General features: G+C 71.7%; 18 protein-coding genes. 10 read left to right on the top strand and 8 right to left on the bottom strand.

What is annotated here, in order from left to right; all coding sequences use genetic code 11:
* Nucleotides 1-64: 64 nt before the first annotated feature.
* From ACGFZA_RS37005 to ACGFZA_RS36970, 8 genes are all read right to left on the bottom strand, one after another.
* Complete coding sequence (locus ACGFZA_RS37005) at nucleotides 65-1,276, bottom strand: IS701 family transposase (protein ID WP_385285995.1); 1,212 nt, start codon at nucleotides 1,274-1,276, stop codon at nucleotides 65-67.
* 182 nt (nucleotides 1,277-1,458) lie between these two features.
* Nucleotides 1,459-1,965 carry a MarR family winged helix-turn-helix transcriptional regulator gene (locus tag ACGFZA_RS37000; RefSeq protein ID WP_385285993.1) on the bottom strand — a complete coding sequence of 169 codons (507 nt, stop codon included), beginning with the start codon at nucleotides 1,963-1,965 and terminating at the stop codon, nucleotides 1,459-1,461.
* 186 nt (nucleotides 1,966-2,151) lie between these two features.
* Nucleotides 2,152-4,656 carry a sugar phosphate nucleotidyltransferase gene (locus ACGFZA_RS36995; protein ID WP_393684980.1) on the bottom strand — a complete coding sequence of 835 codons (2,505 nt, stop codon included), beginning with the start codon at nucleotides 4,654-4,656 and terminating at the stop codon, nucleotides 2,152-2,154.
* Nucleotides 4,653-5,033: an STAS domain-containing protein gene (locus ACGFZA_RS36990; RefSeq protein WP_385285989.1), complete on the bottom strand. Its 381-nt coding sequence runs from the start codon at nucleotides 5,031-5,033 to the stop codon at nucleotides 4,653-4,655. The genes ACGFZA_RS36995 and ACGFZA_RS36990 overlap by 4 nt, the downstream gene beginning before the upstream one ends.
* Entirely contained in the window at nucleotides 5,030-6,892 is a 1,863-nt protein-coding gene (locus ACGFZA_RS36985; RefSeq protein ID WP_393684978.1) for an AGE family epimerase/isomerase, read from the bottom strand. The genes ACGFZA_RS36990 and ACGFZA_RS36985 overlap by 4 nt, the downstream gene beginning before the upstream one ends.
* On the bottom strand, nucleotides 6,889-7,509 hold the full coding sequence (locus tag ACGFZA_RS36980) for a DJ-1/PfpI family protein (RefSeq protein WP_385285986.1): 621 nt from the start codon (nucleotides 7,507-7,509) through the stop codon (nucleotides 6,889-6,891). Before ACGFZA_RS36980 ends, ACGFZA_RS36985 begins: the two co-directional genes overlap by 4 nt.
* Before the next feature lie 88 nt (nucleotides 7,510-7,597).
* Complete coding sequence (locus ACGFZA_RS36975; RefSeq protein WP_393684975.1) at nucleotides 7,598-9,235, bottom strand: thiamine pyrophosphate-binding protein; 1,638 nt, start codon at nucleotides 9,233-9,235, stop codon at nucleotides 7,598-7,600.
* Complete coding sequence (locus ACGFZA_RS36970; RefSeq protein WP_385285982.1) at nucleotides 9,225-10,052, bottom strand: type 1 glutamine amidotransferase domain-containing protein; 828 nt, start codon at nucleotides 10,050-10,052, stop codon at nucleotides 9,225-9,227. The genes ACGFZA_RS36975 and ACGFZA_RS36970 overlap by 11 nt, the downstream gene beginning before the upstream one ends.
* A 224-nt stretch (nucleotides 10,053-10,276) precedes the next feature.
* On the opposite strand from ACGFZA_RS36970, the gene ACGFZA_RS36965 reads away from it, so the two are divergent.
* The 10 genes from ACGFZA_RS36965 (at nucleotide 10,277) to ACGFZA_RS36920 (ending at nucleotide 22,775) form a co-directional block, all read left to right on the top strand.
* On the top strand, nucleotides 10,277-12,271 hold the full coding sequence (locus ACGFZA_RS36965; protein ID WP_385285980.1) for a maltotransferase domain-containing protein: 1,995 nt from the start codon (nucleotides 10,277-10,279) through the stop codon (nucleotides 12,269-12,271).
* A gap of 32 nt (nucleotides 12,272-12,303) precedes the next feature.
* Entirely contained in the window at nucleotides 12,304-14,016 is a 1,713-nt protein-coding gene (gene treS / locus ACGFZA_RS36960) for a maltose alpha-D-glucosyltransferase (protein WP_385286028.1), read from the top strand.
* On the top strand, nucleotides 14,013-15,344 hold the full coding sequence (locus tag ACGFZA_RS36955; protein ID WP_393684972.1) for a hypothetical protein: 1,332 nt from the start codon (nucleotides 14,013-14,015) through the stop codon (nucleotides 15,342-15,344). The genes treS and ACGFZA_RS36955 overlap by 4 nt, the downstream gene beginning before the upstream one ends.
* Before the next feature lie 14 nt (nucleotides 15,345-15,358).
* Nucleotides 15,359-15,991 carry a TetR family transcriptional regulator gene (locus tag ACGFZA_RS36950; protein WP_393684970.1) on the top strand — a complete coding sequence of 211 codons (633 nt, stop codon included), beginning with the start codon at nucleotides 15,359-15,361 and terminating at the stop codon, nucleotides 15,989-15,991.
* A 56-nt stretch (nucleotides 15,992-16,047) separates the two neighbouring features.
* The gene (gene galU / locus ACGFZA_RS36945; protein WP_385285974.1) at nucleotides 16,048-16,998 is read left to right on the top strand and encodes a UTP--glucose-1-phosphate uridylyltransferase GalU; all 951 of its coding nucleotides are present in this window, start codon (nucleotides 16,048-16,050) and stop codon (nucleotides 16,996-16,998) included.
* 214 nt (nucleotides 16,999-17,212) lie between these two features.
* A complete protein-coding gene (locus ACGFZA_RS36940) occupies nucleotides 17,213-18,397 on the top strand; it encodes a ParB N-terminal domain-containing protein (protein WP_393684968.1) in 1,185 nt (394 codons plus the stop codon).
* 84 nt (nucleotides 18,398-18,481) lie between these two features.
* Complete coding sequence (locus tag ACGFZA_RS36935; RefSeq protein WP_385285970.1) at nucleotides 18,482-19,924, top strand: MFS transporter; 1,443 nt, start codon at nucleotides 18,482-18,484, stop codon at nucleotides 19,922-19,924.
* Nucleotides 19,925-20,045: 121 nt separating this feature from the next.
* Nucleotides 20,046-20,828: an SDR family NAD(P)-dependent oxidoreductase gene (locus ACGFZA_RS36930; protein WP_385285968.1), complete on the top strand. Its 783-nt coding sequence runs from the start codon at nucleotides 20,046-20,048 to the stop codon at nucleotides 20,826-20,828.
* A 39-nt stretch (nucleotides 20,829-20,867) separates the two neighbouring features.
* Nucleotides 20,868-21,575, top strand: coding sequence for a sigma-70 family RNA polymerase sigma factor (locus ACGFZA_RS36925; RefSeq protein WP_393684965.1), 708 nt, complete (start codon nucleotides 20,868-20,870; stop codon nucleotides 21,573-21,575).
* Nucleotides 21,576-22,775 (top strand): MFS transporter, encoded by a 1,200-nt coding sequence (locus ACGFZA_RS36920; protein ID WP_393684963.1) that lies wholly within the window; start codon nucleotides 21,576-21,578, stop codon nucleotides 22,773-22,775.
* The last annotated feature ends 81 nt before the right edge of the window (nucleotides 22,776-22,856 follow it).

Raw genomic sequence — 22,856 nt, 5'->3', positions numbered from 1 at the left:
TCATCCCCGCGAGGGCCACGCGTTCACTCCCCGGCTGCGCCCGCCGGGAGTGAGGGGACAGCCCTCAGGCGGAGGCGTCGAGAAGTACCGGAGTCCCGGCCTGGTGGGCCAGCCGGCTGTAGGCGTAGGCGGCGGACACCAGCGTCATGTGATGGTGCCAGCCGGGGAAGGACCGGCCCTCGAAGTCCTGCAGCCCGAAGTCGTTCTCCAGGACGCGCATCACCGCGCCGGTCCCGGTGAGCAGGCGGGTGAGGGCGAGCAGTTCGTCCATCCGGCGGTGCGTCATGTTGGTGAGCCACACCGGGGACGGCCGGCGGCTGTCCGTACGCAACTCGGTGAACAGCCGGTACGTGCGGTGCGGGCCGCCGCTCTCCGGCCGGACGCCGGGCAGCCGGACCAGTCCCGACACCACCCGTGACTGCCGCAGCCGCCCGTCCGGATCCGCCACCACCGCGGTGTGCGGGTGCCGGGTCCGATGCGGGTCGAGGGAGCGGCGGGCGCTGAGGGTCGAGGCGGGCTCCGCGAGGTACCGGGTGTTCTGCGGGGAGAGGTGGCTGCCGGAGATCACGTTCATGTTCTCCTGGACGGCGATCACGAACTCCCTGCCCTGCGTGCTGAGCCCGGCGACCAGCCGCGGCACGTTGGGCAGTTCGCTCATGTCCGCCACCACCGGGACCGGTGCCGTCGAGGAGCGCGCGGCCGTGGTGGCGACCAGGTCGAGCGCGTCCGCCCACAGCGGGCGGTGGCGGACCGGAGCCGGGATACGGGCCCGGTCGCGCAGCTCGGGATCGTCGGTCCACTGGTCGGGCAGCAGCAGCCGCCAGTCGCTCGGCAGGTGCTCACCCGCGGTGGAGTGGAACAGCCCCAGCCCGAGCTGACAGTTCACGGTGCGCCCGAGCCCCGGTACGAAGCGGCGGTGCACGCCCACCGAGTGGTCGCCCCGCTTGGGCAGCACGGCCGGGACGATGGTCCATGCCCGGGCCTGCTGCCGGTTCTCGATCCAGCGGGTCAGTTCGTGCCGTGCCGGGCCCCAGTCCCACGGGCTGGCGTTGACGAACTGCTGTAAGGACTGGCAGGCGGTGGGCGAGTTGGAGACCGCCGCCGCCAGCCGCCGCATCGACTTCTTCCCCGGTGTGACGAGCAGCCCGTGCAGGTAGGACTCGGCCCACCTGCGCTGATCCGCCCTCGGCAGATGGGCGAACAACTCCTCGGCGAAGGACGAGACCGTCGGAGAGCCGGACGGAGCCGGACCCTGAGCGATGCGATACGCGGCCATGTTGCGTTCCTCCCTGGAGCCGTCCCCTGACAGTTCTGTGTCGACCTCCAAGAGAATAGCGAATGTTCTTTATGTTTTCGCGGCAAGGGACGGAGCCTGTCGGTTACTTCGGGAAGTCGGGCTGCCCCAGGGTGCCGCCCGCCGGTGGCGGTAAGCCCTGTTTCAGCAGCTCAGGGCCACTCTCAGCGGCGCTGCTGCTCCAGGACCGACGCGGCCTGCGCCAGGAGCGCGGTCAGGGCGTCCACGACGCCGGGAGGAAGCAGATCAAGCATTTCGGCGTGCACGGCGTCCGCGGCGTCCTGGATGTTCTCGGCGATGCGCAGTCCCTCTTCGGTGAGCAGCGCCCACGAACTGCGTCCGTCGTAGAGGTCGGCCTCGCGCACGACGTAACCGGACTCGGTCATCCGCCGCACGACGTTGCTGGTACCGCCCGACGACAGGCCGCACCGCTCGGAGAGATCGGTCGGCTTCAGACGCCGCTCCGGGCCGGCGAACCGCAGCGCCGCCAGGACGTCGAAGTCCGCGCGGGTCAGGCCGCGCCGGGCGACCTCGGCGTTGGTCGTGGCGTCCATGACCGCGGTCAGCCGCGCCGCCCGGGCGGCCAGCTCGGCCGAAGGGCTGCGCGGCGCGGTGGCGGGGGCGCGGAGCGCCAAGGGGCCCGGGGTCCCGTGTCCGGCGCCTGTCGTCATGTGCCCTGTACCTCCCCGAGGGTCCCCGGCGAGTCGGATCGCCTGCGTGAGGGGTCGGAGCAGTCTAAAGGCTGTCCGGCGATTCCTGGCGGGCGCCAGGAATCGCCGGACAGCCTTTGGGCACGTGGAAACGGCGCGAGCCGGAACGCCGGCCGTCCGGTCCCCGGGCGGGGACCGGACCTGGCGTCATGCGGCGGAGCGTGCCACCGCCTCGGCCCAGTGCTGCACCAGCTCGTCGGCCGCCGCGGCGTCCGGACCCTCGGCCCACACCCGGGTCAGTGCCTGCGAGGCGTCGGGCAGGACCAGCGCCCACCGGCCGTCCGCCTCCAGTACCCGGACACCGTCGGTGGTGTCCACCTCGCGGCCGGCGGCCGCCTCCGTGACCCTCCGCATCACCGCGCCCTTGGTCTCCCACGGCGTGGCCAGTTCACGCCGGCGCACGTGGGCACCCGGCACACCGGCCACCAGTTCGCTCACCGGCAGGCCGCTCCGCGCGACGAGCCCGGCCAGGCGGGCGAACGCGGCGATCCCGTCGAAGTGCGGGCTGCTCTCGGGCAGCGCGAACGCGCCCCGCCCGTCGGCGCCCAGGACGGTGTCCCGATGGGTGGCGGCCCGGGTCAGCCGGTCCGGCGCGGTGGCCGCCCAGGTCACCGCGGCGCCGTTGCGGGTGGCGAGACCCTCGGTGACACGGCTGGCCGTGGCGGGCAGCACCACACGGCCGCCGGCGCGCTCGGCCGTCACCAACTGCACCATGACCAGGAGGAGCTGCTCGTTCGAGACGGCCGTGCCGTGCTCGTCGACCACGGACATCCGCTCGCCCGAGGGATCGAGCCGGACGCCGAACGCGGCGTGGTTGGCGGCCACCACGTTGCCGAGGTAGCGCAGCGCCGAACGCCTCTCCACCTCGGTGTCGGTGGCCCGGGTGTCGTCCAGACCGCTGTTGATGGTCACGACGTTCATGCCGAGACCCGCCAGTACGGAGGGCAGCAGCAGCGCGCCGCTGCCGAACGCCGCGTCCACCACCACCTTGGGCCCGCCATCGGCCGGCCCGCGGGTGTCGATGTTCTTCAGCAGATGGGCCGCGTACGACTCGACGGCGGTGGCGCCGGACTCCTCGGTCGACACCATCGCGCCGAACTCCCCGGCCGGGGCGCGGCGGTACTCCCGGCCGCCCAGCACACGCTCCAGCTTGCGCTGCGCCGCCTGGGAGAGATCGATGCCGTGCTCGTCGAGGAAGCGGATGTCCACCGAGTCCGGGGTGTCGACGGTGGTGGTCAGGGTGATGCCCCCGTCCGTCAGGGCCGTCTCCCAGCGGGCCACCGGCAGCGGCACATGACCCAGGTCGCGCACGTGCACCCCGCCGGCCTGCAGCGCCGAGACGACCGCCGCACTCAGTACCCGGGCGCCCTGCGAGTGGTCCCGGGCCACGGTGACGGTGGCGTCCTGGGGCATCGTCGTGGCATAGGCGCCGGCCAGCCGCACCGCCAGCTCGGGGGTCAGATCGACGTTGACGACACCCGAGACGCCGTGCGCCCCGAACAGGGAGCGCGCCCCGAGCGTGTCCCAGATCAGACTGGAGCTGATCACCGCCCCCGACTCGATGGTCTTCGCCGGATACACGACCACGCCGTGCGAGACGACCGCGCCCTCCTCCACGCGGCACCTGTCACCGAGGACCGCGCCCTCCTCGATGCGTACGGACCGCTGGAGCGTGGTGTTGCGGCCGATGACGCAGCCGCGCAGCGAGGCGTTCGGACCGACGTAGGTGTGCGGGTGCAGCACCGTCCGGTGCAGATGGGCACCCGCCTCGACGACACTGTGCGCGCCGATCACGGAGTGCTCGTGGACACGGGCCCCGGCGCTGATCCGCGCCCCGGAACCTATGTGCGCCGGACCCTCGATCTCGGCGTCGGGGTGGATGTCCGCGCCGCCGGCCACCCACACGCCGGGAGCGGTCTCGACGCCCTCGGGGCTGGCGTCCAGCCGGCCCTCCAGCAGGTCGATCTGGGCCTGGCGGTAGCTGTCGTGGGTGCCGACATCCTGCCAGTAGCCCTCGGCGACGTAACCGTGGACGGCCGCGCCCTGCTCCATCAGACGGGGGAAGACGTCGCCCGACCAGTCGACGGGGACACCCGCCTCGACATGGGCGAGGACCTCGGGCTCCATGACGTAGATACCGGTGTTGACGGTGTCCGAGAACACCTCGCCCCAGGTGGGCTTCTCCAGGAACCGCTCGATCCGGCCGTCGGCGCCGACGACGGTGACACCGAAGTCCAGCGGGTTGGGCACCCGGGTGAGGCAGACGGTGACCATCGCCTTCCGCTCGCGGTGGCAGCGGATCAGATCGCCGAGGTCGATGTCGGTGAGCGCGTCCCCGGAGATGACCACGAAGGGCTCGTCGCCCAGCTGCTCCTCGGCGTTCTTCACGCTGCCCGCGGTGCCCAGCGGCGTCCGCTCCTCGGCGTACTGGAGGGACATGCCGAGCGCGGACCCGTCACCGAACTGCTCCCGGACGAGGCCGGCGAGGTACTGGACGGTGACCACGGTGTCGTCGATGCCGTGTCTCTTCAGAAGCCGCAGGACATGTTCCATGATCGGCCGGCCACCGACGGGGAGCAGGGGCTTGGGCACCGAAGCGGTCATCGGGCGCAGGCGGGTGCCTTCGCCCCCGGCCATCACAACAGCCTTCACAGGAGGGTCCTTTCGGGGAACGAATCGAAGGTGGGGATCGCAGGGCGCGGCGCTTCGGCGAAGGCCTGCGGGTCCGGTGTCCAGGCGGAGGCGTCCAGGCCGCCGCTGCGCAGCACACCGAGCACGTCCTGGCGGGCGCCGACGATGATCAGCTCGGTACCGGGCGGCAGGCTCTGCCGGGTCACGGCGAGGGCGCGCACACCGCCCGCCGTCATCGACAGCAGGCCTTCCATCCGCAGGACGACCCGGCTGACGGGCCGCGCGGCCGCCTGGCCCAGCAGGGCGCGCAGGGCGCCCACCCGGTTGTCGGTCAGCTCTCCGGACAGGTGGATGCTCGCGGTCCGTCCGCTGCAGCCGAGATAGGCCTCGAAGGTCATGGGCCGGGTCCTCCTTCATCGGGGCGAGGGGTGGAGGCGGTGGGCCGGAGCCGGACCCGGACGGTCTGCCGGCGGTCCGCGGGGGGCAGCCGGACGGTCATGCCCTCGGGGTCGAAGTCCGTCCAGGGCTCGTCGTCGATCAGGACCCGGTCCAGCACCACCCGCCCGGCCGGCAGCAGATCGGGGGCGACCCGCAGGGTCCGGTCCGCGTCGGCCCGGGGCCGGAACCAGAGGTCGAGCGGTTCGCCCCGGATCAGCAGGCGGGTGTACGTCTCGGCCAGGAAGCACAGTTCGGCCTTGTGGTACATGGACATGGCGTGGCTGCCCTTGAGCTGCTCGTTGCCGACCGCGTACGGAATGCCCTGGGCCAGGACGGTGAAGTGGACGGCGCCCGCGTCGTGGTCGAGGAAGAAGGCGTTGTAGAACGCCGAAGCCTCCCGCGCGTGCCGCAGATAGCCGCCGTCGCCGGTGTGCGCGGCCAGCAGCAGATAGGCGAGCACCGCCTGCTCCTGCTGCCACCACGTCTTGCGGTCGTGCTGCGCGAAGGCGTGCCGCCCGTCCACGGCCCGGCGCTCCATCAGGTCGTACCAGCCGCCGCGCTGCGCGTCCCGGCCGATGCCGGGCATCGTGGTGCCGAGCTGTTCGGCCAGCGCCCGGTACTCCCGCTTGGGGCGCAGGGACTGCATGCGCATCAGGTTCCAGGCGATCTTGAGGTTGTGGCCGACCACCGCGTGGTCCTGCTGCCACCCCCAGCCCCGGTCGGGCGACCAGTCCGCGTGGAAGCGTTCGTGGACGAAGGGGCTGGGATCGGGTGAGCGGTCCGGCATGTGTTCCACGATCATGTCGAAGGTGTGTTCGAGCATGCGCAGATGGCGTTCCTCGCCGGTGGCCAGGTACAGGTTGATGAGGTAGGCGGGGGCGTGGTCGCCGACGGAGTTCCAGTTCTTCCGGGACCGGTTGGGCCCCAGGCTCTCGTCGTGCGGGCCCAGGGTGACCGGGTCGATGTGCGAGTAGTAGCCGCCGAGCCGGGGATCGGCGAAGTACTCCTCGAAGAGCCGCACCGTGTCATCGAGGTCCTGGCGGATCACCGGGTCACCGGTGATCCGGTAGGTCTGGGCGAGTCCGACGAGCGCGTAGATCTGTTCGTACGCGGGCAGCGAGCGGTGCTCGTCGCCGAACTCGGAGGCGAAGAGCTTGCGCTCGCCCAGCGGTTGCTTGTCGATGCCGTGGTACCAGTGGACGACGTCGGCGGCCTCGTCGTGGAAACGCAGGTTCTCGTGGAGGTAGCGGGAGCCTGCCTCGGCGACGTCCAGGTACTCCTCCTCGCCGGTGAGCAGGTAGGCGGTGGCCATCCCGTACACGAGGCGCGAGATCGTGTCGGTCTCCTGGACCCCGTACGCCGCCTTCTCGCCGCTGCTGCGGATCTCGGTGCGGTAGGCGTCGAAGTCCGGTGCGCCGTCGCCGAACTGGGAGCGGCGGTAGAAGCCGGCCAGCGCCCGCAGCTGGTCGGTCCACCATCCGGGCGTTTCCTGCGGGTGCGGGCAGTGGGGCTCGCCGACCACGGTGATCCGGTCGGCCTGGAAGTGCCGGCCCTGCTCGCCGGTGTAGACCGGGCCGTAGCTGAACAGCAGCATGCCGGGGACCAGCTGCCGGTCCAGTTCCCCGGTGACGTCGCGGTACGGCGTGCCGAGGTTGCGCAGCCGCTGTGCGGAGGTGGCCGGGGTCAGGTGCAGGGTCACCGGGCCGCCGTCCAGGGTGCGCAGGGCGATCCGGTCGCCGGTGTGCTCGACGACGTATCCGGCGACGGTGTCGGAGTAGGAGAAGCCGGGCCCGGCCGGCGGTGTCCAGGACGCGGTCACGCGGCGGCCCCGTGGGGCCGTGCGGGCCGGTCGATGGCCTCGATCACCGTACGGGCCAGGAGATGGCAGTGCTCGACCGCCCGGGAGGTGATCAGGTCGCCGTCCTGGACCACGTCCTGGTCGCGGTAGACGGCGCCCATGTTGCGCACGTCGGCGACCAGGTTGTTGTGGCAGGTCACGGGCCGGCCGTCCAGCAGGTCCTTGGCCGCCGACATCAGCGACAGCCCGTGGCAGGAGAAGACCTTCAGGAGGGTCGGTATGCCGAAGGCGCGTCGCATCAGGCGCACCGCGGGGGCGGGCAGCTCCACCTGGTCGCTGTAGCGCAGCCGGTCGGCGACCATGCCCGCCGGCACCACGAGCGCGGCCAGCTGGGTCAGTTCGTGGTAGCCCAGGTCCTCCAGGTCGCCGTCGACCCGGGTGCGGCCGCGCTTGCCGTGGCCGGAGAACAGCAGCGACTCCTGACCCCACAGCCGCGTCAGCAGCTCCACCCGCGCGCCCTCCTCGGCGAAGCGCCGTTCGAAGTAGGAGATCTCCTCCTCGACGAAGTCGTTCTCCATGAGGATGCCGATGCGCTTGCCGACGAGTCGGCCCGAGGGCAGTGGCTCGATGATTCCCATGTATGGATCCCCGCGTCGGTCGGTGGAGGTGGCGTGGTCAGGAACGCTGACGTGTGGCGTCCGGCCGGTGTCACGGGCCGGACGGGTGTCAGGCGGTGAGGAGGTCGATGAGGAGCGGGCCGCGGTGGCAGAGCAGCGCGCCCACCGCGGTGTGGACGTCGTCGGGCTTCTCCACCCGGATGCCCGGCACCCCGAGGGATTCGGCCAGTTCCGGGAAGTGGATGTCGGGACAGGTCAGGTCGAACGCCTGGGGGGCGGGAAGGCCCGGTGCGCCGGGAGTACGGGGAATTCCGGGGGCGCCCTGCTCCCGGCGGTACCGGTCGAGGTTGTCGTCCAGGAGCTGGTAGCGCCCGTTGTTGCAGACGACGAACGTCGCGTCGATGTCGTAACGGGCGGCCGTCCACAGCGCCTGGACCGTGTACATGCTGGCGCCGTCGCCGGTGAAGCCCACGACTTCCAGATCGGGCCGGGCCAGCTTCAGCCCGAGGGCACCGGGGATGCCCACCCCGAGCGAGCCGCCGCGGGTCTGGAAGTAGGTACCGGGGACACGCGGCGGCAGATGGCGGGTGACCGCGCCCGACGCGGTGAGGGCCTCGTCGAACACGGCCAGCCGGTCCGGGACCCGTGCGGCGAGCTCCCTGACGAAAAGGTCCATCAGCGACGCGGAGTCCGCCGCGGCGACGGTGCGCGGGGGCACGGTGCGCGGGGCGCGCACCGTGCGGCGGAGTTCCGTGGCGAGTGCGGCCAGGGACCGCTTCGGATCGGCCGCGATGCCCAGGTCGACGGGGAAGTTCTTGGCGATCTCGTAGGCGTCGGCGTCGATGTGGACGATCCGCGCACCCTCCCGGAACGGGCTGTCCAGCCTCGGGAAGACCTCGGGGAACACGTACGTGCCGACGATCAGGACGGCGTCGGCGCCGCCGGCCACGCGGGCGCTGTCGTCGCCGGACATGTGCCCCAGAGCGCCGCCGTACCACGGGTGTGTGGTGTCGAAGTTGACCTCGGAGGAGTTCACCCCCCACACCGGCGCGCCCAGCAGCTCGGCGACCTCGGTCAGTTCGGCCTGCGCCCCGGAGGCGGCGACGCCGTCGCCCATCAGGATCAGCGGCGCGGATCCCCCGGCGAGCAGGCCGGCGGCCCGGGCCACCTCGCCGGGGTCGGGTGCCGTACGGAAGGAGGGGAGGCAGGAGGCGACGGCGGGCTCGGTGGTGAGCTCCTCCATGACGTCGGCCGGCAGGACGACGGCGACCGGGCCCCTCGGCGGGGTCATGGCGATCGTCACCGCGCGGCGCAGGACCCGCAGCAGGGACCGGGCGTCGAGCACCCGGGTGGCGTACTTGGTGACGGGCCGGGCCATGGCCACCAGGTCCGCCGCCATCTGCGCGTCCATGGCGTCGTAGCGGACTCCGGCCTCGCCGACCAGGGCGACCAGGGGGGAGCCGCCCCGCTTGGCCTGGTAGAGCATGCCGACGGCGTTGCCCAGTCCCGTACTGCTGTGCAGCTGGACCAGGCCGGGGCGGCCGGAGGCGCGCGCGTGACCGTCGGCCATCGCGACGGCCACGCTCTCGTGCAGCGCGAGCACGTACGCGGTACCGCTGCGGTCCACGAGGTCCAGGAAGCCCTGCTCGACCGTTCCGGGGTTGCCGAACATGTGGGTGATGCCGTCCGCCGCCAACTGCTCGAACAGCGCGGCCTTCGCCGGACGCCCCGCGGGTTCACCAGCCATGGCGGCGCAGCCCGTGGTCGAGGACCTCCGTGAGCAGCTTCCCGGCCGGGGCGGAGTCGGCGGTCGACCGGGCCGTGATGAACGGGTGGTCGACGATCACCGACGTCTCCTTGCCCACGTTGCCGTGGAACGCGCCCTCGGGGCCGGTGGCGTCGCGCAGGATGTACTCCAGCGGGTACGGCGGCGGGCCGATGCAGAAGTCGGTGCCCAGGAAACCGGTGCCGTCCTTGTAGTCGTACTCCTTGGGGTGCCCGGTCACGTGCTTGCCCCTGAGCAGGCTCGTCCGGTGCTCCGGATCCCGGGCGAACGCGAGGGCGGCGACGCCGTAGCACTCGGCGAGGACGGGCTTGTCCTCGCCGGCGAACGCCAGCACGACCTCGTGCAGCCGCTCGTTGTTCGCCAGGTCCACGATCGGGCCGCTGCCGCCGACGATGACCAGTGCGTCGAAGCCGGACAGCAGGTCCGAGGTGACCGCGGCCAGCTTGCGGTGGTACTCCTCCAGCTCCCTCAGGTGGTTCAGGGCGCTGTAGTACGGACGCTCCGGCAGCAGGCCCGCCAGCGACAGCGGGTGGTCCAGCCGGCTCGAACCGTCGAGTTCCCGGGCCCGCTGGGCCATGTCCCGCGTGGTGACGGTGCGGCCCAGCGGCGGGTCGACGTACGACGGGTCGAGGCTGGGCGGCAACGCCTGCGGCCGCTTGCCGGTGGGCGTCATGAACGTCGTGCGGTATCCGAGGGCATCGAACGCGTCGAGCGGACCGACCAGTTCCTCGCCCCAGTAGCCGTACTCGGACAGCGTCACCAGGATGCGTCTGGACACTCGAGGACTCCCTGTGGTGAATGCGCCCGTGGGGCGGTGCGGATGGAGGGACCGGAGGAGAGCGAGTCAAGCCCCGGCGTCCTCCCCCCGGCAACACGCGGCCCGCCGTCCGCGGACACTGACCCAAGTTGCCGAGGTCGCAGATGATTTCCGCAGGGAGAAGAGGTCCGGGCGTCCTGTCGGTTCTGCTGGTCACAGTCCAGTGAGCCGAGGGAGGCAGGCAGATGAACAGCCGTCTTGCGATCGAGGACGTCTCACCGGTGGTAGACCTCGCGAACGCCCGGGCCAAGGCGGTGGTGGACGAGCTGCTGCCGGTCTCGGCCACCGTGTGGCGCGAGGGGCACGGAGCCCTCGGCGCGGCCGTCCTGTGGTCGGGCCCCGACGGCGCCCTCGACGAGGTCCCGATGTCCGTGCTCGACGCGGACCACGACCGCTGGACGGCGGACGTGGTGGCCGACCGGCCGGGCGAGTGGACCTTCCGCGTCATGGCGTGGGCCGACCCCTGGGCCTCCTGGCTCGCAGCCGTCGAGGCCAGGGTCCGCGACGGCCAGGAGCTCGCCCGGGTGGACCGCGAGGACGGTGCCGCGCTGCTCTGCCGCGCCGCCGACGTGCTCACCGACACCCTCACGGGTACGGGCGCCGCCGGCCCGCTGCCCGGCGCCCGCACACTGCGGGGCGCCGACACCCTCTACGGCGGCGCCGCCGCCCTGCGTGCCGCCCGCACCACGGACGCCGCACTGGCGGCCCTGTCCGGGCCGGTCCGCGACGTCATGGCGGGCGCGCCGCTGCGCGAAGCGCTCACCCTGGGGCGCGGACACCGGGTGCGGGTCGAGCGGCACCGCGCGCTGTTCGGCAGCTGGTACGAGTTCTTCCCCCGCTCCACCGGGGGCCGGGACCTCGACGGCGCCCCCGTGCACGGCACCTTCCGTACCGCCGCGCGGGAACTGCCGCGCATCGCGCGCATGGGCTTCGACATCGTCTACCTGCCGCCGATCCACCCGATCGGTGAGGTGGCCCGCAAGGGGCCGAACAACGCCCTCACCGCACAGCCGCACGACGTCGGCTCCCCCTGGGCCGTCGGCTCCCGTACCGGCGGGCACGACGCGGTCCACCCGCAGCTGGGCACCCTCGACGACTTCGACGCCTTCGTGGCGGCGGCCGCCGACGCCGGCCTGGAGGTCGCGCTCGATCTCGCCCTGCAGTGCGCCCCGGACCACCCATGGGTGGACGCGCACCCCGAATGGTTCACCCACCGTTCCGACGGAAGCATCGCCTGCGCCGAGAATCCCCCCAAGACGTACGAGGACATCTTCCCCCTCGACTTCGACAGCGACCCGGAGGGCCTGTTCGCCGAGGTCGTGCGGACCGTCCTGTTCTGGGCCGGCCGGGGTGTGCGCGCGTTCCGGGTGGACAACCCCCACACCAAGCCGCCCGGCTTCTGGCACCGGCTGATCGAGACCCTCCAGCGGACCGACCCCGACCTGCTCTTCCTCGCGGAGGCGTTCACCCGCCCCACCGTGCAGCACGGGCTGTCCAAACGGGGCTTCAGCCAGACGTACACCTACTTCACCTGGTGCGACACCCGGCGTGAGCTGACCGACTACCTCACCGAACTGACCGGGGACGCGGCCGCCTGGATGCGGCCCAACTTCTTCGTCAACACCCCGGACATCCTCCCGGACAACCTCCGGGACGCACCGCCCGCCGCGTTCGCCCTGCGTGCCGCGCTGGCCGCCACCCTGTCACCCAGCTGGGGCATGTACGCCGGCTTCGAGCTGTACGAGAACCAGGCGCTGGAGCCCGGCAGCGAGGAGTACCTGGACTCGGAGAAGTACGAACTGCGCCCCCGCGACTTCACGGCGCACCGGTCCCTGGAGCCGTGGATCGGCACGCTCAACCGGCTCCGGCGCGCGCACCCCGCCCTCCAGCAACTGCGCCACCTGCGCTTCCACCCGGTGGACAACGACCAGATCCTCGCCTACTCCAAGAGCGACCCGGCCACGGGCGACACCGTGCTGTGCGTCGTCACCCTGAACCCCCGTCACACCGAGCAGGCCACGGTCCGGCTCGACATGTCCGCACTGGGACAGGAACCCGCGGCGCGCATCAGGGCGACCGAGGAGATCACCGGCCAGACCGTCGAGCTGGGACCCGCCCTCGACATCAAGGTCGACCCGCAGCAGTCCGTCGCCCACGTCTTCACCTGGAGAGTCCGTTGACCCCGTCACCTCTGCCGCCGCACGGCACCACGATGCACACCGCAGCGCCCGCCCCCCGCAAGGCGAGCGTGCTGCCCGTCGAGCCGCAGTGGTACAAGCAGGCGGTGTTCTACGAAGTGCTGGTCGGCACCTTCCAGGACAGCAACGGCGACGGTGTCGGCGACCTCTCCGGACTGCGGCAGCGTCTGGACTACCTGCAATGGCTGGGGGTGGACTGCCTCTGGCTGCCCCCGTTCTACTGCTCGCCGCTGCGCGACGGCGGATACGACATCGCCGACTACCGGCTGCTGAGACCGGAGTTCGGCACCATCGACGACTTCGTCGGTCTGCTCGACGCGGCACACCGGCGCGGCATCCGCGTCATCACCGACATGGTCATGAACCACACCAGCGACCAGCACCGGTGGTTCCAGGAGTCGCGGCGCGACCCGGACGGCCCCTACGGCGACTTCTACGTGTGGGCCGACGACGACACCCGCTACGCCGACGCCCGGATCATCTTCACCGACACCGAGACCTCCAACTGGGCCTTCGACCCGGTCCGCAAGCAGTACTACTGGCACCGGTTCTTCTCCCACCAGCCCGACCTCAACTACGAGAACCCCGCCGTGCGCGAAGCCATGCTCGACGCGTTGCGCTTCTGGCTCGACCTGGGCGTGGACGGTTTCCGGCTGGACGCGGTGCCGTACCTGTACGCGAAGGAGGGCACCAACGGCGAGAACCTGCCCGAGACCCACGCGTTCCTCAAGACCGTGCGCAAGGTCGTGGACGACGAGTACCCGGGCCGGGTGCTGCTCGCCGAGGCCAACCAGCGCCCCGACGAGATCACCGACTACTTCGGTGACTACTCCGCCGGCGGGGACGAATGCCAGATGGCGTTCCACTTCCCCCTCATGCCCCGCATCTTCATGGCGGTGAGCAACGAGTCGGCCCGGCCCCTGTCCGAGATCCTCGCGAAGACCCCGGCGATCCCGGACACCTGCCAGTGGGGCATCTTCCTGCGCAACCACGACGAGCTGACGCTTGAGATGGTCACGGACGAAGAGCGCGACTCCATGTACAAGCACTACGCCAAGGACCCGAGGATGCGGGCCAACGTCGGCATCCGGCGCCGGCTCGCCACGCTCCTGGACGGCGACCGCAACCAGATCGAACTGTGCACCGCCCTGCTGCTGTCCCTGCCCGGCTCCCCCGTCCTGTACTACGGGGACGAGATCGGCATGGGCGACAACATCTGGCTGGGCGACCGGGACGCCGTACGCACCCCCATGCAGTGGACTCCGGACCGCAACGCCGGGTTCTCCACCGCCGATCCCGGGCGGCTCCACCTGCCCGTACTGATGGACCCGGTGTACGGGCACCAGGCGGTCAACGTCGAGAGCCAGCAGCGGGCCGCGGCGTCCCTGCTGCACTGGACCCACTCCATGCTGGCGGCCCGGCGCCGCCACCCGGCCTTCGGGCTCGGCGACTTCCAGGAGGTCGCCACCACCAACGAGGCGGCCTTCGCCTATGTGCGCAGCCACACCGCCGAGGACGGCAGCACGGATGTCGTGCTGTGCGTCAACAACCTCTCCCGCCACCCGCAGCCGGTGGGCCTCGACCTCAGCGCCTGGCAGGGAGCCGTACCCGTCGAGCTGATCGGAGGGGTCGCCTTCCCCCGGATCGACGGAACCCCCTACCCCCTCACGCTCAAGGGCCGGGGCGTGTACTGGCTCTCGCTCACGTCGGACGGAAGCACCGAGTGACCGTCGATCTGACCACTTTCCAGGAACGCCTGGAACACGTGCTGACCGGGTGGCTGCCCTGGCAGCGGTGGTACGGCAGCAAGGGGCGCCCCCTGGAACGGGTCCGCATCGTGCGTACCACCGAGTTCGCCGACGCCCTGCGCACCGGCGGGCCGCGCGGCGTCATCCTCCTGCTGCGTACCGGCTTCGCCGACGCGGGGGCCCCCGAGTACTACCAGGTCCCGCTCGGCATCAGGACCGTGGTCGGACCGGAGCTGGAGCCGTACGTCATCGCAGGCCTGGACGATCTGCTGGTCTACGAGGCGGTCGGGGACGACGAACTGGTCGCCGGGCTCCTCGACCTGTCGGGGGCACGGTCGCGCGGGCCGGGGTCCGCCGCGCCCAGCAGGCCCCTGGGCGTGGAGCAGAGCAACACCTCGGTCGTGGTCGACGAACGCTACCTGCTGAAGATCTTCCGGCGGATCGGTGCCGGGACCAACCCCGAGCTCGAACTGCCCCAGGCCCTGGCGCCCACCGCGAACCGGCACATCACGGCGGTACGCGGAGCGGTCGAGGGCGAGCTCGACGGCGAGCCCGTCACCTATGCCACCGTGCAGGACTTCCTGCCCGCGGCGACCGACGGCTGGGCCGCCGCCGTCGACGCCCGGCGCGGCCCGGCCGCCGACAGCTTCGCCCCGGACGCCCACGCCATGGGCGAGGCCCTCGCGCGCGTGCACCACGACCTGGCGGAGCAGCTCGGCACCCGGCCCACCGGGCCCGCCGAGCTCGCCCTGCTGGCCGACCGGTTCACCGTGCTGCTGGATTCCGCGGTCCGGCGCGTCGACGCCCTGCGGCCTTTCCGGACGCCGCTGCGCTCCGCCTTCGCGCAGCTGACCGGGGTGACCTCGGCGCCGCCCGCTCAGCGCGTGCACGGTGATCTGCACCTGGCACAGATGCTGCGGTCGTCCGGCCGGTGGGTGCTCGTGGACTTCGAGGGCGAGCCCCAGCTGCCCATGACCGAACGCGTCGCCCGCCACCTGCCCCTGCGTGACGTGGCGGGCATGCTCCGCTCGTTCGACTACGCGGCACAGTCCTCCACCGGCTCCGCCTGCGGGGCGCCGGCCTGGTCCGGTGTGTGCGGCGACGCCTTCTGCGCGGGATACGCACGGGTGTCGGGCCAGGACCCCCGGCAGCACACCGTGCTGCTGCGGGCCCACGTCCTGGCCAGGGCCATTCACGAATTGATGTACGAAATCGACAACCGGCCGGAGCGAGCCCCGCTTCCACTTCAATCAATAGGACGACTCGTGGCCGAATGCGGCACTACCGCCGGAGAACACACATGGTGATGCAGGAACGCGCCGTGCGGACACGGAATACCGTAGTACTGGCAGCGGCCGCGGAATTCTACGAGCACGGCTACGAGGGAACCTCGCTCTCCCGTATCGCCAAAGCAGCCGACATGTCGATGGGGGCGGTCACCTTCCATTTCGCGACCAAGGGCGAACTGGCGGACGCGGTCCGGGAGCGCGGGGCCGCGGCCACCTCGGCGGCGGTGACGGAGGTGTCGGGCCGGCCCACACCCGCCCTGCACCGGGCGGTGGGCCTGACGGTGGTCCTGGCCCGGCTCCTGGAAGACGACCTGGCCGTACGGGCCTCGGCCCGTCTCGAACGGGAGAACGCCGGGACCGTGCCCGCCTGGTCCTCGCTCTGGCAGCCCGAACTGCGCGGACTGCTCGCCGGAGCGAAGGACCACGACGCGCTGCGGCACGGCACGGACCTGGGTACGGTCACCTCGCTGGCCGCCCACCTGCTGGCCGGGGCGGAGGCGCACGTGCGGTGCCTGAGCGCGGCACGGGCCGGGACGCGGCAGGGCGCGGCCGCGCAGCTCGCCCAGATATGGGAGCTGGTGCTGCGCGGAATCTCGCTCCGTCCGAAGGAGGACGGCCGTGGCTGCGGCACGGCACCGGAGAGTTCCGCAGAATTGCCCAAGTAGGTGAGGATCAAGCTTTCGGAACCCTGCTCCCGGCTGGCGTTGCATATCTTCATCTCATGAATTCCACTCCTGCCCGGATAACCAAAGCGGTCATTCCCGTGGCTGGTCTCGGTACGCGCTTCCTCCCGGCGACCAAGGCCACCCCCAAGGAAATGCTCCCGGTGGTGGACAAGCCGGCGATTCAGTACGTCGTCGAGGAAGCGGTCTCCGCAGGGATGAGCGACGTGCTCATGGTGACGGGGCGCAACAAGCGTCCACTGGAAGACCACTTCGACCGAAACTACGAGCTCGAGGAGACGCTGCGCCGCAAGGGCGACAACGACAAGCTCGAGCGCGCGTGCGCCCCCACCGACCTGGGTGACATCCACTACGTCCGCCAGGGGGACCCCCTCGGCCTGGGTCACGCGGTGCTCTGCGCCGCGCCGCACGTCGGGCACGAGCCCTTCGCCGTCCTGCTCGGCGACGACCTCATCGACCCCCGCGACCCGCTGCTGAGCCGGATGACGGAGATCCGCGCGCAGTACGGCGGGAGCGTCGTGGCCCTGATGGAGGTCGACCCCGGCCAGATCCACCTCTACGGCTGCGCCGCGGTGGAGCGGACCGCGGACGGTGACACCGTGCGCATCACCGATCTGATCGAGAAGCCGGCTCCGGGGGAGGCCCCGAGCAACTACGCGGTCATCGGCCGCTATGTGCTGGACCCGGAGATCTTCGACGTGCTGCGCGGCACCGAACCCGGTCGCGGTGGCGAGATCCAGCTGACGGACGCGCTGCGCGAACTGAGCACGGGGTCCGGGGGCGGACCGGTGCACGGTGTGGTGTTCTCCGGGCGCCGCTACGACACCGGCGACCGGGCCGACTATCTGCGCGCCACCGTGCGTCTGGCCTGTGAACGCAAGGACCTCGGGCCCGAGTTCCGGTCGTGGCTGCACGCGTTCGTGGCCGCCGACACCGGTGGCAGGGCCGACACCGGCCCCGGCCCCGGTCTGCTCCGGCCGGCCGCCTGATCACGACGGACGGGTGTGCAACCGGGGAGATGCCCAGTTGCACACCCGCCGTACGGGTGCCTCTTCGGGAAGTTGCCAAGGTCGTCCCGGGCAGCCGTCGCAGTAGAACATACCGATCGGTCTCTACGTAACGTGTTTCCCGTCGTACCGCCGTCGTCGCGGCAGGCACGACCGCCGGTCTCACCGCTTTCCTGCCCTTGGGGGTGCATTCAGCATGGCCACCACCACTCGTCCCGACACCCCGCAGCAGCCCTGCGCGGATGCCCGGGCCCGGGCAGCGGTCCCGCCGCAAGCGCCTTCGTACCCGGTCCCGTTGGGTGTGCTGCTGGCCGCGGACTCGCCCCGGACGACGGGAGAGAACCTCGCACACGCCCGCACCCTCGCGGCGAGTGAGACGGCACTCCCGCCGATCCTCGTGCACCGCCCCACCATGCGGATCATCGACGGCACCCACCGGGTGCGCGCGGCCATCCTGCGTCAGCAGGCCGTGATCGAGGCGCGGTTCTTCGACGGAACGCCCGAAGAGGCCTTCGTCCTGGCGGTCGAGTCGAACACCACCCATGGTCTGGCGCTCACCCTCGCGGACCGGACGGCAGCCGCCGCGCGGATTCTGATCACCCACCCCCAGTGGTCGGACCGGGCGGTCGCCGCCCGGACCGGGCTCGCGGCCAAGACGGTCGGCGCACTTCGCCGGCCCCTGCCCCCACAGGCCGCGCCGCCCTCGCCCGCCGCGCCCTCGGCCGAGCCCGCACCGGCTCCGACGACGGCTCCGGCGGCTCCCGACACGGCTCCCGCTACGGCTCAGGCCGCGCACCCGGGACTCCCGGCCGCGGGGCAGAAGCCGGCCCCGGCCGCGGATGAGGCCCCGGCCCCGGTCGTGGTCGCGGCTCCGGTCCCGCCCGCACCGGCCGGAACCGCCCGCATCGGCCGGGACGGGCGGGTCCGTCCGCTGAGCACCGCGGAGGGCCGGCGCGAGGCCGCCCGGCTGATCGCCGCCGATCCCGGCGCTTCGCTGCGTCAGATAGCGCGGCGGGCCGGAGTCTCGGCGGGCACGGTGCGCGACGTGCGGCGGCGGGCCGGGATGGGCGAGGACCCGGTTCCGCCGAGGATGCGCGAGCGCGAACCGGTGGTGCCCGCACCGGCCCCGCCCGCCGCCCCCGGCCCGCGGGTGGACCTCGACTCACTGGTCAGGAACCTGTGCCGGGACCCCGCGCTGCGCCAGAGCGACAACGGCCGTCTGCTGCTGCGGATGCTCGATCTCCACGTGGCCGGCACCCGCGACCTTCCGCGCATTCTCGCCGCCGTTCCCGCACACCGCGCCGAACTGGTCGCGGCCGCCGCGACCGAGTGCGCGAGGGCCTGGCAGGAGATGGCGGCCCGGCTGCGCCGGCCGTCGTAGCACCCCCGCAGGCCGAGGCGGCCACCACGCTTCCCCCCATGGAAGAACCCCGAAGTAGAAGCACCACGAGAGGACTCTCACAACATGTCGGTCGTCGACGAAGTACAGACCTCTGCGCAAGGAGACCCAGCGCCCACACGGATGACCGGGCGCATGCGCCTGGTTCTCGTGGTGCTGCTGGTGGCGCAGTTCATGCTGGCGGTGGACTTCTCCATCCTGAACGTGGCTCTCCCCGTCATCGGGGAGGGGCTCGGCTTCTCCCTGTCGAACCTGCAGTGGATCGCGACGGCGTTCGCCCTCTGCGCAGCCGGATTCACGCTGCTCTTCGGCCGGGTCGCGGACCTGTTCGGCCGTCGTCGGCTGTTCATGATCGGGCTCGGCCTGCTCGGTATCTCCTCCCTGGTCGGTGGCCTGTCCACCTCCCCGGAGATGCTGCTGGCCGCCCGTGTGGCCCAGGGTCTCGCCACCGCGATGGTGACGCCCGCAGGTCTGTCACTGCTGACCACGTCCTTCCCGGAGGGACCGCTCCGGGACCGGGCGCTCGGTCTGAACGGCGCGCTGATGTCCGCCGGTTTCACCACCGGGGCGATCCTCGGCGGTGTGCTCACCGACCTGCTGTCGTGGCGCTGGGCGTTCTTCATCAACGTCCCGGTCGCCCTGGTGGTCCTGCTGATCGCGCCCAGCGTGATCAAGGAGTCGCGTCCCAGCGTGCGCCCGAAGCTCGACGTGCCCGGGGCCGTGTCCGTCACCATCGGTCTGCTGGCACTCGTCTTCGGCCTCACCCAGGCCGGTGAAGACGGCTGGGGCTCGCCGACCGCGCTCCTTTCGATGGCCGTCGGTGTGGTGCTGCTGATCGTCTTCTACGCGGTGGAGAAGCGTTCCCCGTCGCCGCTGGTCCCGGTCAGCGTTCTCAAGCGCCGTACGGTCGCCTGGGGCAACATCGCAGGGCTGATCGCGTTCCTCACCGAGACCTCCCTGGTCTTCCTGATGACGCTCTACCTCCAGGAAGTCCTCGACTTCACGCCGCTGACGGCCGGCCTGTCCTTCGGTGTGCTGGGTGTGGGCACCGTCATCGGCGGTTCGCTCGCCGCCAAGGTCATCGCGCGGATCGGCACCAAGGCCACCCTGATCACCGGCGGTCTGCTCCAGGCAGCCGCCACGTTCGCCCTGTTCTCGCTGGGCGACGACCGGGCGTGGCTGACGATGCTGCTGGTCGGGACGTTCCTCGGGGGCATCGGCAACATGCTGGTCATCGTCGGCTTCATGGTCACCGCCACCTCCGGCCTGCCGGACCACGAGCAGGGCATGGCGACCGGCCTGGCCACCATGACCCAGCAGGTCGGCATCACGATGGGCACGCCCATCATGTCCGCCGTCGCCACGGGCTACATGGGTGCTCGGACCGGGCCGGACGCCGTACTCGACGGCGTCGGCGTCGCCGTCCTCGTCAACGCGGCGCTCGTCCTGCTCGGGGTCGTGCTCGCCGCCGTCTTCCTGCGCGGCAAGAAGGCGACGGCCCGCGCCTGACCCGCCTCCGCCGTGCGAGGAGACCGCCGGCATGACGGCCACGGGACCGGCGGGGCGTTCCCCCACACACGCCCCGCCGGTCCCGCCCGTTCCGTACCAGCACGCACAGGAAAGAGCACTGATGGATCTCCAGCTCGCCGGAAGGGTCTACCTCGTCACCGGCGTCTCCGCCGGCATCGGCGAAGCCACCGCCCGGCTCCTGGCCGAGGAGGGCGCCCACGTTGTCGGGACGGCGCGCCGCACCGACGGCCTCGACCTCGGCCCCGGGGTGACCGCGGTCCGTGCCGACGCCCGTGACCCCGAGACGGCGCGGCGCGTGGTCGCCGAGGCGCTCGAACGGCACGGACGTCTGGACGGCCTCGTCAACAACGTCGGCGGGCTCGAATCCCGCAGCGGATTCCTGAACGTGACGGACACGCAGTGGCAGGAGGGGTTCGACCTCAACTTCCACTCCCACGTACGGATGACCAGGGCGGCCCTGCCCGCCCTGCTGGCCGCGGGAGCCGGCAGCCTGGTCCATGTGGCCAGCGAGGCCGCCCGCTTCCCCGACGCCCCACTCGTCGACTACGCCGCCGCGAAGACGGCGTTGCTGTCGCTCTCCAAGTCCCTGACCGCCGAGTTCGGCCCGCAGGGCGTCCGTTCCAACATCGTGTCGCCCGGCCCGACACGTACCGCCCTGTTCGACGCTCCCGGCGGATTCGCGGACCAGCTCGCCGAACGGTTCTCGCTCCCCGCCGACCAGGCCGTCGACCACTTCGTACGGGAGGAGCGCAGGCTGCCCAGCGGCAGGATCGGCGCCCCGGACGACGTCGCCCGCGTCATCGCGTACCTGCTCTCGCCCCTCGCCTCCCAGGTGACGGGCTCGGAATGGGCCGTGGACGGCGGGGCACTGCGCCAGATCTGACCCCATCCGCTGCTCAGCCCCCGGCAGGCAAGGACAACGATGACAACGACTCTCAGCCCGCCCGCCTCCGGCCGGGCCCCCGCAGCGAACGGTCGCGCGCGCACGGACACCGAGACGGTGACCGGGACCGAGCCCGGGACCGAGACCGAGGCCGAGCGCAACGCACGGTTCGAACGCGACATGCTGGGCCACCGCGACCAGATGTACGCGGCGGCACTGCGCCTGAGCCGCCACCCGTGCGACGCCGAGGACCTGGTCCAGGAGACGTTCACCAAGGCGTTCCGGTCCTTCCACCAGTTCCGCGACGGCACCAATCCAGGGGCCTGGCTCTACCGGATACTGACCAACACCTTCATGACCTCGTACCGCAAGAAGCAGTCGGAACCGGGATGGGGCAGCGCCGAAGCCGACGGCGACCGGACGCTCGTCCGCGCCGCGAGTCACACGTCGGCCGGCCTGCCGTCCGCCGAGTCGGAGGTCCTGGACTCCATTCCGGACCCCGCCGTGCTGGCCGCGCTGCAGGCCATACCGGACTACTTCCGCACGGTGGTGCTGCTCGCCGACGTCGAGTGCCTGACGTACCAGGAGATAGCCGAGCGGCTGAACATCCCGCACGGCACCGTCACCTCGCGCCTGCACCGGGGCCGAGGCCGGCTGCGCTCCCTGCTCACCCCCTATGCCCGGGAACGCGGGCTGCCGCCGGCGCGGCGCTCCGGTGCCGGCTCACCCCCGCGGAAGGAGAAGTAGGTGCCGCTCGCCCTCCTGGCCCTGGCACTCGGCGCGTTCGGGATCGGGACCACCGAATTCGTCATCGTCGGTCTGCTGCCCGAACTGTCAGCCGATTTCTCGGTGTCCGTCCCGAGCGCCGGAATGCTCGTCACCGGCTACGCCCTCGGCGTGGTGGCCGGAGCGCCCCTGATGACCGCGCTGGGCTCGCGGCTGCCCCGCAAGACCATGCTCGTCCTGCTGATGGGCGTGTTCATCGCGGGCAACCTCCTCTGCGCCCTCGCCCCCACCTACGCGCTGCTCATGACGGGCCGTCTGGTGGCGGCCCTCACCCACGGCGCGTTCTTCGGCATCGGTTCCGTCGTCGCGGCGAACCTGGTGGCGCCGGCGAGGAAGGCCAGTGCCATCGCCCTGATGTTCATCGGGCTGACCGTCGCCAACGTCATCGGCGTCCCCCTCGGGACCCTGCTGGGCCAGAACTTCGGCTGGCGCTCCACGTTCTGGGCCGTCACCGCGTTCGGCGTCGTCGGCATCCTCGGCATCATCGCCCTGGTGCCTCCCCAGCCGCAGGACAATTCCGGGGGGATCCGCAGCGAGCTGGCGGTCTTCCGGCGGCCGCAGGTATGGCTGGCCCTCGGCATGACGACCCTCGGATTCGGGGGCGTCTTCGCCTCGTTCACCTATCTCGCGCCGATGATGACGGACGTCGCGGGCTTCTCCTCCGGCGCGGTCGCCTGGCTGCTCGTCCTGTTCGGAGTGGGCCTGTGCGCCGGCAACCTGATCGGGGGAAAGGTCGCCGACCGGGCGCTGATGCCCAGCCTGTACGTGATCCTCGCCCTGCTCGCGCTGGTGCTCGCGGCCTTCGTCTTCACGGCCCGCGCACCCGTCCCCGCCGCGATCACCATCGCGGTGTTCGGAGCGGTGGGGTTCGCCACCGTGCCTCCGCTGCAGATGCGGGTCATGCAGAAGGCCGAGGGCGCCCCCGCCCTCGCCTCCGCCGCCAACATCGCGGCGTTCAATCTGGGCAACGCCCTCGGGGCCTGGCTCGGCGGCCTCGCCGTCACCCACGGCCTGGGATACACCGCGCCGAACTGGATCGGTGCGGTGCTGGCCGCCTCGGGGCTCGCCCTCGCCGTGCTGTCGGGACGGCTCGACCGCCGCACCGCACGCCGCACCCGCGAGCCCGAGGACGCCTCCTCCACCCCGTACGCGACCGTCTGACGGTCTCTCCGCCCGACCGTGCCCGTCCCGCGGTCCCCCCTGCCCTGCTCGTCTTCATCCGTAACGACTGAAACCCGAGGT

It is taken from the genome of Streptomyces sp. NPDC048211, assembly GCF_043202315.1.
In the GTDB taxonomy this organism is placed as follows: domain Bacteria; phylum Actinomycetota; class Actinomycetes; order Streptomycetales; family Streptomycetaceae; genus Streptomyces.
Note: the sequence above shows the minus strand (reverse complement) of the source record. Positions and strands in the feature narration are given on the sequence as shown.